This is a genomic window from Flavobacterium sp. IMCC34852, assembly GCF_030643905.1.
Lineage (GTDB): Bacteria > Bacteroidota > Bacteroidia > Flavobacteriales > Flavobacteriaceae > Flavobacterium > Flavobacterium rivulicola.
Genome location: NZ_CP121446.1, coordinates 1,923,368 through 1,938,467 on the forward strand (window position 1 = coordinate 1,923,368; position 15,100 = coordinate 1,938,467).

Below are 15,100 nucleotides of genomic sequence, written 5' to 3' on the forward strand. Positions count from 1 at the left end.
TTCTGACTTATAATTCATACACCATTAATCCGCTACGGAACTTGGGTTCAATATAAGTACTTTTTGGCGGCATAATCAAATTGTTATCGGCTAAAGCTTTAATCTCCGAAATATCGGAAGGGTAGAGCATAAAGCCTACTTCAAATTCGCCTTCGTCTACCAATTCTTTTATAGTTGAAATAGATTGCTTTCCGGGAATGTATTCGATACGTTCGTCGTTTCGCAAATCTTCTATGCCTAACAAAGGTTGCAACACTTTGTCGTATAAAATTTGAGCATCCAAATTCTCTAAAATGGAGGGTTGGCTTTTCTCCTGCTTGTAAAATAACGCATAAAAACTACCGTCGAGATACATGCCGAATTCAAACTTGCTTTGCGGTTTCCACAATTCTTGTTCTTTGTCTTTCAGAATGAAATTTTCGGAAAGTTTTTCGAGAAAATCTTCTTTTGAATAGCCATTTAAATCCCGAATAATTCGGTTGTATTCATAGATTTTTACATTGCTTTCGGCTATCAAAAAACTCATAAAATAGTTTAGGTTTTGATTGCCTAAATGTTGGTCTTCGTCAAAAAGTAATTCTGCTGAAGCCGAGCGGTGATGACCATCGGCTATGTACAACTCAGGTATGTTCTCGAATTGTTGGATTAACCAATGGATTTCGGTATCGGAATCAATTTTCCAAAGTTGGTGTTGCTCTTTATTGGTAGTCGAATAGTTGTATATAGGCGTACTCTTTTTCTTTTCGGCTATCCAAGTATTCAGTGCATCATTGTCCGGATAAGTGATTAAAACCGGTTCTGTATTGAAACCCGTTTGGTGCAAATAATCTTTGAAATATTCTACGCGGTATTGCAAAGTGTCTTCGTGTTTTTTGATGATGTTGTGCTTGTAATCATCGATAGAAGTTCCGGCAACTATTCCGGTGAAAGACTGGCTTTTAGTTTGAATTTCATATAGAAAAAAAACAGCTTTGTCTTCGGTCATAAAAATACCGTCATCTTTGAAATCTTGGTATTTGTGCGCCACACCTTTAAAGCGTTTGTCTAAAGTGATTTTTTGCGAATGCATGTACGCAGGATGAATCACATGCAAAAACGAATACGGATTAAAACTCAACCAAGCGGCTAGCTCGGCCGAACTGTAATCATCGTAGTTTCGGCAAGTCACCAAGGCCACTTTATCGGGTGTTGGACGAACGGCTTTGAAAGGGATTATTTTGCTCATTTTTTTGTGCTGTTAGCTCTTAGCTGTTAGCTCTTAGCGTTTTTGAAATTTGCTGATGGCTAACTGCTAATAGCTGATTGCTAAATAAATTGTTTGGATACTTTCTCAGCTTTTTTGGACTCTGAATAATCATAAAAACCTTCTCCCGATTTTACACCGAGTTTTCCGGCCATTACCATGTTGACTAACAATGGACAAGGAGCATATTTAGGGTTTTTGAAGCCATCATACATTACGTTTAGGATAGAAAGACAAACGTCTAATCCGATGAAATCTGCCAATTGTAATGGTCCCATTGGATGTGCCATTCCGAGTTTCATCACCGTATCGATTTCGCTTACGCCGGCTACGCCATTGTATAAAGTTTCGATGGATTCATTAATCATCGGCATTAGAATTCTGTTGGCTACAAAGCCTGGATAATCGTTGACTTCAGTTGGTACTTTGCCTAATTTCACCGATAAATCCATGATGATTTTGGTCACTTCATCTGAGGTATTGTAGCCTCTGATAATTTCCACCAATTTCATGATTGGCACCGGATTCATAAAGTGCATTCCGATTACACGTTCCGGATGAACCACTTGAGCGGCAATTTGCGTAATGGATATGGAAGAAGTGTTTGTAGCCAAAATTACATTGTGGTCACAGAGTTCGCTCAGTTGTTTGAAGATGTTAAGTTTTAAACCAACGTTTTCTGTTGCCGCTTCAACAACTAAATCACAACCTACTACGCCATCTTTGATATCGGTGTAAGTGATGATGTTGCCGATGGTTTGGTGTTTGTCTTCTTCAGAAATTGTTCCTTTGGTTACCATTCGGTCCAGGTTAGCGGCAATCGTTGCCATTCCTTTTTCCAATGATTTCTCGGAAACATCGATTAGTTTTACGGTAAAACCGCTTTGTGCAAAAGTATGAGCAATTCCGTTGCCCATGGTTCCTGCACCTATTACAGCAATTGTATTCATTATGTTTGTTAGTGTTTGTTTGAAGTTTCAGGTTTCAAGTTTAAGGTTAACTTGAAACAAATTATTTTTCGTTCATTGAATCAATAATCATATACGCCACGCGTAAGGCTTCCGTTCCGTCTTCTAACGTAACCACCGGATTGGTGTTGTTGTTGATGGCATCGGCGAAAGTTTCCAATTCGTCCAAAATGGCATTATTGGGCGCTACTTCCGGATTGTTGAAATAGATTTGTTTTTTTTCGCCTTCGGCATTTTGTAAAATCATATCAAAATCACCCGGAACTTCCGGTGCTTCTTTCATTTTTACGACTTCGCATACTTTGTCTAAATAATCCACCGAGATGTAGGCATCTTTTTGGAAGAAACGCGACTTGCGCATATTTTTCATAGAAATGCGGCTCGAAGTAATATTGGCCACACAACCGTTTTCAAATTCGATACGGGCATTGGCAATATCGGGTGACTGACTCAATACCGAAACACCGCTCGCGTGAACCGCTTTTACTTTCGATTTTACTACACTTAAAATTGCATCAATATCGTGTATCATTAAGTCTAAAACCACCGGAACATCGGTACCACGCGGATTGAATTCAGCCAAGCGATGGGTTTCGATAAACATAGGATTGTCGATTTGATTTTTGACTGCTGTAAAAGCCGGATTGAATCGCTCTACGTGACCAACCTGACCTTTGACATGGTATTCTTTGGCTAAAGCAATGATTTCTTCGGCTTCCTCCACAGTAGTAGCGATAGGCTTTTCGATGAAAACGTGTTTTCCCGATTTGATGGACACTTTGGCACATTTGTAATGAGAAAGAGTGGGAGTAACAATATCAATCACATCAACCGCATGGATTAATTTGGCTATGGTGTCGAAGCGTTTGTAACCAAACTCAGCCGCAATTTTTTCGGCGTATTCCGTGTTTTCATCATAAAAACCTACCAGTTCATATTTTTCAGATTGTTGTAGTAATCGCAAGTGTATTTTTCCGAGGTGACCGGCACCTAAAACGCCAACTTTGAGCATAGAAATAAATTTTACCAAAAATAGAAATTAATTAATAATTGGTAATTGATAATTGATAATTTGTTTTCTATTTTTACCAAAATAAATCTCTACCATCATTGAAAGACACCAACAAACATCAAGGACTTAGAAATCAATTGGCAAAGCAATTGGAAGAAAAGGGCATTACCGATAAAAACGTATTGGAAGCCATTAAGCGCATTCCGCGACATTTATTTTTGGATTCCGGTTTTGAAGATTTTGCTTATCAGGATAAAGCGTTTCCCATTGCGGCAGGGCAAACCATTTCTCAGCCTTTTACGGTGGCCTTTCAAACCCAATTATTGCAAGTAAAAAAAGACGATAAGATTCTTGAAATCGGAACCGGATCGGGTTATCAAACGGCTGTTTTGGTGGCTTTGGGAGCCAAAGTATATTCGGTGGAAAGACAAAATGAATTGTTTAAAATTACTTCAGCTTTATTGCCTAAAATGGGCATTCGCCCGAAACATTTGTCTTTTGGTGACGGTTATAAAGGTTTGCCGAATTACGCTCCGTTTGACAGTATAATAGTAACCGCCGGTGCGCCGATTATTCCCAAACCGTTGATGGCCCAATTAAAAATCGGCGGTCGGTTGGTCATTCCGTTGGGTGAAGGCGAACAAATCATGACGATGTTGATTCGCAAAAATGAAACCCAATTTGAAAAGCATGAGTTTGGAGAGTTCCGTTTTGTGCCTTTGTTAGAAGATAAGAATTAAAAGGACTTTTTAATTCGGTCTAAGTCTCGCTTCACATCTTGTTCTTTCAGACTCTCGCGTTTGTCGTAGGTTTTCTTTCCGCGGCAAAGACCGATATCGAGTTTGGCAATTCCTTTTTCATTGGTAAACAACTTTAACGGAATAATGGTTAACCCTTTGGTATCGATACTTCTTTCGAGTTTTTTTAACTCTCTTTTATTGAGCAACAGTTTGCGTTCGCTTTTGGCTTTGTGGTTGAATTGGTTGCCGTATAAGTATTCGTCAATTTGGGTATTGATGGCGAATAACTCTCCGTTATGAAATTCACAAAATCCTTCCGTAATGTTGGCTTTACCTAAGCGAATCGATTTGATTTCGGTTCCGGTTAAGACAATACCGGCGGTATAAGTTTCGATTATTTCGTAATCGAACTTGGCGCGTTTGTTTACTATGTTTACAGTTTTGAGCATCGGATGGCAAATGTACTAAACTAATGGTTAATTCTGTACTGAAATAGGGATGAAATTATCAATAAAAAAAATGTTTAAACTATGATTTTTGTCAGTTTTTCAGGGAATTGTTAGGCCTAATTTTGGGGTATAATTTTAAACTAACAAATCAAAATGAAAAAATTATTATTAGTAGCAGGATTAGCTTTTTTTGGTTTAACTGCTCAAGCACAAGAACAAAGTAAAGGTTTACAAGGCGCATGGTTTGCCACTTCACAATTTGGTTACCAACAAACAAAATCAGGCGATGTAAAAAGCACGAATCTTATGGTATTACCAATTGTTGGAACCTTTGTAACACCAACTGTAGCCGTAGGAGCCGGTATAGGTTATCTTAATGTTAAAGCTGATAATGTTGATGTAGGTGGTTCACCGGTTGATCTAAATTCAAAGTTATACGTTATTCAACCTTTGGCTCGTAAATATTGGAATGTAGCCGGAAACTTCTATTTCTTTGGACAGGTAGCCACACCAATAATTACGGGTAAAGAAGAAACAACTAATTTAAAAATTAATCAATTTGGCGCGACTATGTCAGGAGGATTTGATTTTTTTGTTACCAAAAATTTCTCTGTTGAGTTTTCATACAACCTTGTGAATTTTAGTCAGACTACATTGAAATATGATGGTGGTGGAAAAACGACAGTTACTGATTTTTCTATTGCTCATGTTGCGAATGTCGAGTCTGCTTATAACAATGCACTATACGGAAGCGGAGGAAGCTTAACAACACCTTTATCTTTCGGATTTAAGTTTGTGTTTTAATTTAATTAATAGTTATAGATTTTTCCGATTTGTATCGGAGTTTAAACCGCCTTTCTTGATTGATTGGCGGTTTTTATTTTTACTTTTGCGGTATGGAAAAATCACAACCCAATAATCCTTTACACGGTGTTACGCTGCAAAAAATAGTAGAGCAATTGGTTGACTATTATGGTTTTGATACTTTGGGTGAGTTGATTCAGATTAAGTGTTTTAACAGTAATCCCAGTGTCAAATCGAGTTTGACTTTTTTAAGAAAAACCGATTGGGCAAGAAAAAAGGTTGAAGAGTTGTATATAAAAACACTGCCAAAATTTGGCCAACGCTGATTATTTTTTGAAGTTTCTTCTCAATAAAGAATAAATTACAGTATCCCAAAATTTTCCTTCCCACAATTCGTTTTCTAATATATGGGCTTCTTTGACAAAGCCATTTTTTTGCAAAACCTTTTCAGAAGCTATATTATCAGGATCAATTACTGCTTCGATAGAGTGTAAGTTCATTTCATCAAAACCATATTCAACAACCGCCTTTATCGCTTCCGTAATGTAACCTTTGCCGTTGTATTCGGGTAACGACATATAACCGATTTCAGCGCGATGATTTTCGGGTTGGATTCTGTAATGTCCAATAATGCCAATGATTTTATCATTTCCTTTGATAGTGATTCCCCAATTAATGCCAATATTGTTTACGATTTTGTCTTCAATCATAGCAATGTGTTCCAAAGCATCTTCTTTGGTTTTGGCCAAAGGTCTAGGGATATATTTCATGATTTCGGGATTACCGCGAAGCGCTAAAACTTCGTCAGCATCGTTTTCGTTAATGCGACGCAAGAGCAATCGCTCAGTTTCAAGGTTTTGAAAGGGATGAAAATTGATGGTAAGCATACATTCTTTTTTGTAAATTTATATAATTTCTATGCTAAAATTATATTCTTTATAAGAATTACTTTCGACCAATTGAATTCCTTCTTTGTCCAAAATATTTCCATTGGCATTTGTAGTGTCTGCGTAGCCTAGCCATGGTTCTAAGCAGATAAATGGTGCATTTATTTTGGTCCAAATACCGAAATGAGGAAAATCGTTGAACTTGAAATTTAAGATAGTCGAATTGTTTTCGAGGATTTTGATTTGTTTTGATTGCAATGACTTAAACACTAAAGCATCTTTTTCGAATAGGGAATAGGTGAGAGGTAATTGATTATTTTTCAATTCAATGTTTTTAGTCTTGTTTGAAAGCAAATCTTTTTCTAAGGTATAACTGATTAATTTTTCGCCCGATTCAAACTCTAAACTATACCTTTCGAAGGTATCATTTAAGGCAAAAGCCGGATGTCCGCCAATAGAAAAAGGTATTGTTTTTTGGTCTTTATTGATAACTTTATAAGTGATTATTAATTCTGATTTTTTTAAAGTATAAATGAGTTGTAATTCAAATTTGAATGGGTAAATGCAAAAAGTGTCGCTATTGTATTGTAAAGAAAAAACTACTTTATCTGTTTCTTGGACAATTAATTGAAAATCAAAATCTCTGGCAAATCCGTGTCGATTTAAAGAAAATATTTTGCCTTCATATTCATAAGAATTATTTTTTAAAGTGCCTACTATCGGAAATAAGATAGGAGAGTGTTTTCCCCAAAATTCGGGCTTTCCTTCCCAAATGTATTCTCTTTTGGTTTCGAGATTTTGTAGCGAAACAAGTTCAGCGCCTTTGTGATTTATTTTGGCTGAGAGTATTGAATTTGAGATAGTTGTTGTCAAAATGGTTTTGGTGTTTTTTTGGGTAAATGTTTGGTTCACAAATATATTTTATTAATTTTATTCTGCCCGTTAATCTATTTACAAACTTAATCTATGTATTATGAAACCCAACTTTGAAACCATTGAGAAGGAAACTATTCAGCTTCTTTCCTTTCCGCAATCCGATGTGTTAGAAACACGAGAAGAAATCCAACAAAGGCATTCAGATTTGTACAGAGCTTTGGCTCTGGGTAACCTTGAACATTCTAAAATTAGGATTTATTTTGAAGACAATCAGTCTAAGAAAGTAGTTGAAACTACCGTTTGGGCGGTTACCGATCAACGTGTTATATTGAAGCAAGGCCATTCGATACCTATAAACCGCATTTATAAGTCGGCTTGATTGTATCAGACTTTAAAATATAAAACCACTCTTCGGAGTGGTTTTTTAGTTTTGTAATGTTTGATAAAAGCATCGACGAAATGCATTTAAGTAGGAAAATATCTTATTATAATTACAATAATATGCATTTCATCGATTTTATTTGTGTTTTAATCGATGATTGTGCTAATATTGTCTAACCAAATCAAACAATACGTTCTTACATTACAATATATAAAGTGTTTGCCCCACATCTACTTTATTAAAAACTGTCAATATTAATCGAAATAAAGTGTTTGCCCCACATCTACTTTATTAAAAAAACTTAACCTACTACTATGAAAGCAAAAATGTTTAGAGCATTGTTGCCGTTAGCAATCGTGTTCACTATGGTATCTTGTTCTTCTGATACAGAAGAAACCACCGCAGCCGACAAACAAGTTGTAACTACTTACAATTACAACGAAACCGAATCAAAATTAGTTGTACTAATCAATGATTATCGCGCAAGTTTGGGACTCAATACCCTTGAAGTAATCAATCATATCTCTTACAAATCAGAAGAGCATAACTTTTATATGATTGAAAACAATGTGTTCAACCACGATTATTTCCAACAACGTTCTGATAATTTAATCAGAGTATTAGGTGCTGAAAGAGTTAGCGAGAATATCGCTTACAATTATCAAACGGCTGAAGGTGCTTTTGCCGCTTGGCTAAGCAGCCCGGGACACAAAGCCAACATAGAAGGTGATTACACGCACTTAGGAATATCAGTTACCATCAATCCGGAAACCGGAAGAAAATATTACACCAACATGTTTATGAAAAAATAGTTTGATTATTGTTTTGTTTGATTTTGACAGATCTCTAAAAACCCGGCTCTAAACCGGGTTTTTTAGTTTTAAACCATATCCTCCGGTTTTACCCAAACCTCAAAATCTTCCGGGGAAACATAGCCCAGTCGAACGGCTTCTTCTTTTAGGGTTGTCCCGTTTTTATGTGCGTTTTGTGCAATTTCAGCGGCTTTATAGTAGCCAATTTTAGTGTTTAAAGCCGTGACCAACATTAAGGAATTATCGAGTAGCTCTTTGATGCGTTTTTGATTGGGTTGGATTCCTTGGGCACAATGCTCATCAAAAGAAATACAAGCTTCACCGATTAGTCTTGCCGATTGTAAAAAATTGGCCGCTATCATTGGTTTAAACACATTTAGCTCCAAATGGCCTTGCATACCGCCAATCGAAATGGCTATATCATTCCCTAAAACTTGAGCACAAACCATGGTTAATGCTTCGCATTGGGTTGGGTTCACTTTTCCGGGCATGATAGAAGAACCCGGTTCGTTTTCGGGAATGAGAATTTCCCCAATACCGGAGCGTGGACCGGAAGCCAATAGTCTGATGTCGTTTGCGATTTTATTTAAAGAAACCGCCAGTTGTTTTAAAGCGCCATGTGCTTCAACCATCGCATCATGTGAGGCCAAAGCTTCAAATTTATTCGGCGCCGTTATAAATGGATGACCGGTGAATAGGGCAATATAGTTGGCCACTTTTACGTCATAATCGAGGGGTGCGTTTAATCCTGTTCCTACTGCCGTTCCGCCTAAGGCTATTTCAGACAAGTGTGGCAAAGTGCTTTTTAGTGCTTTTAAACCGTAATCCAATTGGGCTGCATAACCTGAAAGTTCTTGTCCTAAGGTTAATGGTGTGGCATCCATCAAATGCGTTCTTCCGATTTTTACAATGTTTTTAAGTTCTTTGGATTTAGCGTCTAATGTATCACGAAGTTTTTCAATTCCGGGAATAGTAATTTCCACGACAGCTTTATAGGCTGCAATATGCATGGCTGTTGGGAATGTATCGTTAGATGATTGTGATTTGTTGGCGTCGTCATTTGTTTTAATTTTTTGTTCGCCTTCACCAATTTGGAATCCGGCTAAGACTTGAGCTCGATTGGCTATGACTTCATTGACATTCATATTGGTTTGGGTTCCGGAACCGGTTTGCCAAATGACTAATGGAAATTGGTCGTCTAAATCACCGGCTAGGATTTCGTCACAGACTTGAGCAATCGCATCGCGTTTTTCGGCAGACAATACACCTAAGTCGCAATTGGCATAAGCTGCGGCTTTTTTCAGATAGGCAAAACCTTCTATGACTTCTTTCGGCATGGATGCGCTTGGACCGATTTTGAAATTGTTTCTGGAGCGTTCGGTTTGGGCGCCCCAATATTTATCGGCGGGTACTTTTACTTCGCCGAGTGTGTCATGTTCAATTCTGTATTTCATCATCATGTAGTTTATAATTTAGCCCGGATAGGAGTGAAAATCCTTTTTATTGCTTGGCATATATTCCTTCGACTGCGCTCAAGGTGACAAAGCGATAAAAAGATTGTAGCGGATAGCCGGAAATAGCTCCTTAAAATTACATTAAAAATTGTGGATAAACTATTTAATAAAAAAGGTTTTGTTTTTTGGCTACAATAAATATTACGCTTACATTTGCGTATAATTCAAAAAAATTCCGGAAAACATGTTTGAATTTCAACAGTATTTAGGGTTCTTAGCTTTCTTAACCATTTTAACCATTGGTTTTTGGTTGATGATTTTCTTAATTACTTTCATTGTTCCTTATTGGATTTTTGGTGGTGTGAAAGAATTATTAGCAGAAAGAAAAGCGCAAAAAGAAGCCGAGCAAACAGCCTAGTTTTAGACTAGATGTTCATAAAAAAGCCCCGAAATTCGGGGCTTTTTTACTGGTTTATCCTGGGAAATCTCCGCCGTCATCTTGTTGACCGTTACGCGGTTTTCTTTCTTTTTCATTTTTCTGTACGTTGAATCGGTAGGTAAATGAGAAGTTGATTTGTCGAACTCTCCATTGCATTTCGCCATAAGAGTCTACTTGACCCGGAAGATAGGTTTCATAAATTCTTTTTCGGGAATTGAATACGTCGCTGATATTGAAGGATACGGTGCCTTTGTCTTTTAAAATGTCTTTGCTGAAAGCCAAGTTCATACTAAAAACACCTAAGCTTTTTCCTTGTGCTTGGTTTTGCGGACCGTTGTAAGTGGCGTTAGTTTGCCAGTCTATCTTATAAGGTAATGTTATTTTTGAAGTCAATCTGGTAAACCATGACGTTGCTTTGAAGTCGAAGTTTTGGTAAACAGGATTGTTGTTTATATCGATATAAGTATAATCTCCATCAGTTTCATTGTAGAAAAAGTTGAAGTTACTGTTCAATTTCCACCATTTGTAAGGGGAATAATTTAGGGTGAATTCAAAACCAACTCTGTATTCAGTGGCTAAATTGATAGGCGAACTGATGATGACCGGAATACCATTTTGCAAATCACCGTTTGGTCTTCTTACGAATTGAAAAACATCGGTGGTTTTGTTCCCGTAAAGTGAAGTGTTGAAGGTTAGTTTGTTCCAACGTTTGATATAACCCAAATCGATAGCGTCGGTAAAGGCCGGATCTAAATCGGGATTTCCTTGAAAGATGTTTACGTTACTGGATAGGTTGTTGAACGGATTTAACTGTCTTCCTCTCGGTCTTTGTATTCTTCGGCTGTAGCTGATGGAAGCACTGGTTTGTTCACCGATTTCGTAGGTAAAAAACACACTTGGGAAAAAGTTAGCGTATTTTTTATTGTTGTAATCTTCGGTGACCAATTGGTTGATGTCGATATCTGAGTCTTCCCAACGTGTACCGAAAAGGAAAGAGAACTTATTAACTTTGAAACCATAATTAGCATACAAAGCATTTACTTTTTCTTTGTATTCTAAGATATTGGTAAACTCCGGTGCCGGAATACCATCATTGATTACACTGTAGTCAGTGGTGTTTTTAGAAAAATCACCTTTGTATCCAAATTCAAATTGGCTGCCTTTGCCAATAGGATAAATGTAATCTAACTGAAATAAATTTCGGCTTTGCTTTTGGATATTGCTGGTTTCATCTAAACCAATTACGCTGGTATTGGTCGCTTGGTCAGTAATGTAAGCCAAGTTTCTGTCTGAATTGGAAGAGAAGGAACCGTCAATAGTTAATTTGTGGCCTTCTTTTTTGAAGTTTTTAGTAAAATTGGTACTGTATTCAACATTTTTACTTTTGCTGTCTTCGTAGTTGATACGATTTCTGGTGTAATCATATACATTATTAGCATCGTAATAGTTTTGGAATACGTTATCGGTATTATCGCCTAAACTTCTTCTGTAATTAATGATGTTGGTCCAAGTAAACGACTTAGATAAGAACCAATCAAATCCGAAATTCCCGTTGTATGATTCATTCAGACGTTCGTTTTCACGAGTTTCATTCATATAATTTCTCGTGGTGTTGTCGCTGTTTAGGTATCTGGAGTTGGTTAAAGCATTTCCTGGATTGTTTCGGTTGCTGTAGCCTTGGGTGGTGAATAGGTTGAACTCTTTTTCTTTGTAGTTTAAGGTTCCGCTTAAGCTGTTATTTTTAGGATCACCGACAGCCCCTATAAAGGTACCATTAACTCCTTGATTTTTTCCTTTTTTAAGGATGATGTTCAATAATCCTCCGCCACCTTCGGCATCGTAACGCGCAGAAGGATTGGTGATTACTTCCACTTTATCTATGGCATCGGCCGGTATTAAGCGCAAAGCTTCGGTGATGTTAATGGCGTTGGATGGTCTGCCGTCTATTAAGATTCTCACGTTTTCGTTACCTCTTAAACTCACATTACCTTCGATATCCACCGAAACAGATGGAATGTTGTCTAACACATCGCTTACTGTTCCGCCTTTGACCATTAAATCGTTACCAACATTATAAACTTTTTTGTCGAGTTTTATTTCTACAGTAGTTTTTTCGGCCCTTACAACTACTTCATTTAACTGTGTGGCATCTTCTTCAAGCGAAATGGTTCCTAAATTGGTGGAAGCCGTAATCTGTTTTGCTTTAATTTCTGTTGGTTTGAAAGAAATAAATTCGACTATGATATCAAATTCACCCGCAGCAGCGTCAACAGAAAAGGTTCCTTTGTTATCGGTTATTCCTCCGAAGATTTGTTTTGGGTTTTTGGTATTTTTTAAAGTAATCGTGGCGTATTCTAAAGGGATTTTACTCGTTTTTTCGATCACGGTTCCTGTGATAACTAATTTAGCACGGGTTTGATTTGGTTGTGCTAAGGCTAAAAGTGAGCAACAAAGTAAAAGAAGTGTCGAGATAATCTTAATTTTTTTCATCTAAAATGTTTTGATTCTTGCTTAAGAATGCAAAAGTACACTTTGGTTTAAGCGACAATTCCCAAATCTTTGTTAAAAATGCGAGGCGTTTTTTTAGAGGAATTTTTCAAGTTTTTCGAGCTCTCTGCCAATGATGGCTTTGTTTTCTTTAATGACTATTGGTCGCTCAATCAGAATGGGAAAATCAGCCATAGCCTTGATAATTTGCTTGTCGGTTAATGTTTTACCTTTAAAATTTTCAATCCAAAGGGTTTCTTTTTGACGCACTAACTCAATGGGTTTGAGGTTTAGTTTTGTGAGCAATTCTTGCAGTTCAGATACCGAAAGCGGATTTTGCAAATAGTTTCTGATTTCGAATTCGGCTTTGGCATTTTCCAGAAAAGCCAAACAATTTCTCGATTTGCCGCAACGCGGATTGTGAAGGATTTGGAACATATTTTTTTAGGCAAATTAATGGATATTTGTATAAATAAAGTAACTTAGGCGAAATTAAAAATAAAGAATACATGTTTTTAGAGAATGGTTTTTTACCCGAAAATAAATTTTGGAAATACATTTTAGGCTCCGTTTTGATTATCTTGGCTTCTACCATTGGGCAGGTTCCATTTGCAATTGCTGTTGCCGTCAAAGCCTTTTCTTCAGGGAAAACTTATCCAACTACGAATGAGGCGGTGATGAAGTTTTTATCGCCCAATGTTACCTTGTTTTTGCTGCTGTTATCCTTTGTTTTTGGATTAGCAGCCATAGTTTTAGTGGTTAAATATTTTCACAAACAAACCTTATTATCGGTCACAACCTCTCGTGCGAAAGTGGATTGGGGAAGAATCTTTTTTTCATTTTCTATTTGGACAATTTTTACAGTAGCTTCAACAGCAGCTTTGTATTATTCAGCGCCTGAAAATTTTCTATGGAATTTTAAACCGATTCCGTTTTTAATATTGGCCGTCATAGGTGTTTTGTTGATTCCCATACAAACCAGTTGTGAAGAATATGTTTTCCGAGGTTATTTGATGCAGGGTTTTGCGCTATTGGCTAAAAACAAATGGTTTCCGTTAGTGATGACTTCAGTAATATTCGGAACCATGCACATTGCCAATCCTGAAGTGGAAAAAATGGGGTATATTATTTTGGTTTATTATATAGGTACCGGTTTTTTTCTGGGTATCATTACTTTGATGGATGAAGGAATGGAATTGGCTTTGGGTTTTCATGCAGCTAATAATTTGGTTACTGCTTTGTTGGTTACTTCCGATTGGTCGGCTTTTCAAACCCATTCCGTACTCAAAGACCTATCAACTCCATCGGTTGGATTTGAAATTTTGACTCCAATCATTATTATCTTTCCGATTCTATTATTTATCTTTAGTAAAAAATACCATTGGACCGATTGGAAAGAAAAATTAACCGGAAACATAATAATTAAAGAATCCACTCAAAATAGCGAAAATCATGATTAATCCAACCTACGAAAATGTACATAACCAATTCAAATTGAATGGATTTCATCTCAACAGAGAAGATTTATGCCGTGTAGCCTATAGTTTTATTAAAGAAGGAGAAGATTTTGAGAAACCTGTTGGTGATTTTCTGTTGGATTGGTTTGACAGCAAAAGTTATATCGAAATGCAGACTTCGGGAACGACCGGAGCGCCTAAAATAATCAGTGTGAGTAAACAAGCCATGGTCGAATCGGCTTTGGCTACGGGAGATTTTTTTGAATTGCACCCCGGAAATAGAGCGCTTCAATGTTTGCCTGTGAAATATGTGGCCGGAAAAATGATGCTTGTTCGTGCCATGATTTTGGGTTTGGATTTAGAGTTTGTAGCGCCAAGTTCACATCCATTAGATCATTTAGATATGGATTTTGATTTTGTAGCCATGGTTCCGTTGCAAGCTCAAAATTCTTTAGTCGAACTTAAACGAGTAAAGAAAATGATTGTCGGTGGCGCTGCGATTAACAAAAATCTTGAAAAACAATTGTTAAAACTGCCAACACAAGTTTTTGAAACTTATGGAATGACAGAAACCATTACGCATATAGCCGCTCGCAAGTTGGGTGAAAAGGCTTTCACTGTTTTACCGGGTGTTACCATTTCGTATGACGACAGAAATTGTTTAGTTATTCATGCGCCGAGAATTTCAGATGATGTTATTGTAACCAACGATATTGTAGAATTGGTCAACGAAAATCAATTTGTATTTTTAGGTCGAATGGATAACGTGATTAACAGTGGCGGTATAAAATTAATTCCGGAGCAAATAGAGGAGAAGTTGGCACACAAAATTAACCAACGTTTCTTTATTACCTCTAAGCCGGATGCAGAATTAGGTGAAAAAGTCATTTTAGTGGTTGAAGGCGAGAAGCATGATTTAGGAGATGATTTATACAATGAATTGGATAAATATGAAAAGCCTAAAGAAATTATTTTTATCAATAGCTTCAAAGAAACAGGTAGTGGCAAAGTCATGCGAAAAGAAACCATGCAATAAACCAAAAACGCACTAGAGTAATTCAACCTTAGTGCGTTTTTTCTGTTGTTATGG

17 protein-coding genes are annotated in these 15,100 nt (G+C 36.9%); 8 read left to right on the forward strand and 9 right to left on the reverse strand.

Going from position 1 to position 15,100, the window contains the following annotated elements:
- Positions 1-7: 7 nt before the first annotated feature.
- The 3 genes from P7V56_RS08330 to P7V56_RS08340 all read right to left on the reverse strand — a co-directional run bounded on the left by P7V56_RS08330 (position 8) and on the right by P7V56_RS08340 (position 3,223).
- Positions 8-1,225, reverse strand: coding sequence for a DUF1015 domain-containing protein (locus P7V56_RS08330; RefSeq protein WP_171223101.1), 1,218 nt, complete (start codon positions 1,223-1,225; stop codon positions 8-10).
- An 80-nt stretch (positions 1,226-1,305) separates the two neighbouring features.
- Complete coding sequence (locus P7V56_RS08335; protein ID WP_171223100.1) at positions 1,306-2,193, reverse strand: 3-hydroxyacyl-CoA dehydrogenase family protein; 888 nt, start codon at positions 2,191-2,193, stop codon at positions 1,306-1,308.
- 61 nt (positions 2,194-2,254) lie between these two features.
- Positions 2,255-3,223 carry a Gfo/Idh/MocA family protein gene (locus P7V56_RS08340; RefSeq protein ID WP_171223099.1) on the reverse strand — a complete coding sequence of 323 codons (969 nt, stop codon included), beginning with the start codon at positions 3,221-3,223 and terminating at the stop codon, positions 2,255-2,257.
- A gap of 98 nt (positions 3,224-3,321) precedes the next feature.
- Between P7V56_RS08340 and P7V56_RS08345 the strand changes: the two genes are divergently transcribed.
- Positions 3,322-3,963 carry a protein-L-isoaspartate(D-aspartate) O-methyltransferase gene (locus P7V56_RS08345; RefSeq protein ID WP_171223098.1) on the forward strand — a complete coding sequence of 214 codons (642 nt, stop codon included), beginning with the start codon at positions 3,322-3,324 and terminating at the stop codon, positions 3,961-3,963.
- Here the strand turns inward: P7V56_RS08345 and smpB are convergent.
- Positions 3,960-4,412 (reverse strand): SsrA-binding protein SmpB, encoded by a 453-nt coding sequence (gene smpB, locus P7V56_RS08350; protein WP_171223097.1) that lies wholly within the window; start codon positions 4,410-4,412, stop codon positions 3,960-3,962. The two genes, P7V56_RS08345 and smpB, sit on opposite strands and share 4 nt — an antisense overlap.
- Before the next feature lie 153 nt (positions 4,413-4,565).
- On the opposite strand from smpB, the gene P7V56_RS08355 reads away from it, so the two are divergent.
- Complete coding sequence (locus P7V56_RS08355) at positions 4,566-5,216, forward strand: outer membrane beta-barrel protein (RefSeq protein WP_171223096.1); 651 nt, start codon at positions 4,566-4,568, stop codon at positions 5,214-5,216.
- Between the two features lie 92 nt (positions 5,217-5,308).
- Positions 5,309-5,542, forward strand: a complete 234-nt coding sequence (locus P7V56_RS08360; RefSeq protein WP_171223095.1) for a VF530 family protein — start codon at positions 5,309-5,311, stop codon at positions 5,540-5,542.
- Here P7V56_RS08360 and P7V56_RS08365 read toward each other — a convergent pair whose 3' ends face one another.
- Both P7V56_RS08365 and P7V56_RS08370 read right to left on the reverse strand, forming a co-directional pair.
- Entirely contained in the window at positions 5,543-6,103 is a 561-nt protein-coding gene (locus P7V56_RS08365; RefSeq protein ID WP_171223094.1) for a GNAT family N-acetyltransferase, read from the reverse strand.
- 18 nt (positions 6,104-6,121) lie between these two features.
- On the reverse strand, positions 6,122-7,015 hold the full coding sequence (locus tag P7V56_RS08370) for an aldose 1-epimerase family protein (protein WP_304986210.1): 894 nt from the start codon (positions 7,013-7,015) through the stop codon (positions 6,122-6,124).
- 61 nt (positions 7,016-7,076) lie between these two features.
- Between P7V56_RS08370 and P7V56_RS08375 the strand changes: the two genes are divergently transcribed.
- Both P7V56_RS08375 and P7V56_RS08380 read left to right on the forward strand, forming a co-directional pair.
- Positions 7,077-7,358, forward strand: coding sequence for a hypothetical protein (locus P7V56_RS08375; protein ID WP_171223093.1), 282 nt, complete (start codon positions 7,077-7,079; stop codon positions 7,356-7,358).
- A gap of 317 nt (positions 7,359-7,675) precedes the next feature.
- On the forward strand, positions 7,676-8,173 hold the full coding sequence (locus tag P7V56_RS08380; protein WP_304986211.1) for a CAP domain-containing protein: 498 nt from the start codon (positions 7,676-7,678) through the stop codon (positions 8,171-8,173).
- 68 nt (positions 8,174-8,241) lie between these two features.
- Here P7V56_RS08380 and fumC read toward each other — a convergent pair whose 3' ends face one another.
- A complete protein-coding gene (fumC, locus tag P7V56_RS08385) occupies positions 8,242-9,627 on the reverse strand; it encodes a class II fumarate hydratase (RefSeq protein WP_171223206.1) in 1,386 nt (461 codons plus the stop codon).
- Between the two features lie 244 nt (positions 9,628-9,871).
- On the opposite strand from fumC, the gene P7V56_RS08390 reads away from it, so the two are divergent.
- The gene (locus tag P7V56_RS08390) at positions 9,872-10,045 is read left to right on the forward strand and encodes a hypothetical protein (protein WP_171223207.1); all 174 of its coding nucleotides are present in this window, start codon (positions 9,872-9,874) and stop codon (positions 10,043-10,045) included.
- Between the two features lie 54 nt (positions 10,046-10,099).
- Here the strand turns inward: P7V56_RS08390 and P7V56_RS08395 are convergent, their stop codons facing one another.
- Positions 10,100-12,556: a TonB-dependent receptor gene (locus P7V56_RS08395; RefSeq protein WP_171223208.1), complete on the reverse strand. Its 2,457-nt coding sequence runs from the start codon at positions 12,554-12,556 to the stop codon at positions 10,100-10,102.
- Positions 12,557-12,649: 93 nt separating this feature from the next.
- Positions 12,650-12,991 carry an arsenate reductase (glutaredoxin) gene (arsC, locus tag P7V56_RS08400; protein WP_171223209.1) on the reverse strand — a complete coding sequence of 114 codons (342 nt, stop codon included), beginning with the start codon at positions 12,989-12,991 and terminating at the stop codon, positions 12,650-12,652.
- 71 nt (positions 12,992-13,062) lie between these two features.
- Between arsC and P7V56_RS08405 the strand changes: the two genes are divergently transcribed.
- Complete coding sequence (locus P7V56_RS08405) at positions 13,063-14,013, forward strand: CPBP family intramembrane glutamic endopeptidase (protein WP_171223210.1); 951 nt, start codon at positions 13,063-13,065, stop codon at positions 14,011-14,013.
- Entirely contained in the window at positions 14,006-15,046 is a 1,041-nt protein-coding gene (locus tag P7V56_RS08410; protein ID WP_171223211.1) for an AMP-binding protein, read from the forward strand. Before P7V56_RS08405 ends, P7V56_RS08410 begins: the two co-directional genes overlap by 8 nt.
- The last annotated feature ends 54 nt before the right edge of the window (positions 15,047-15,100 follow it).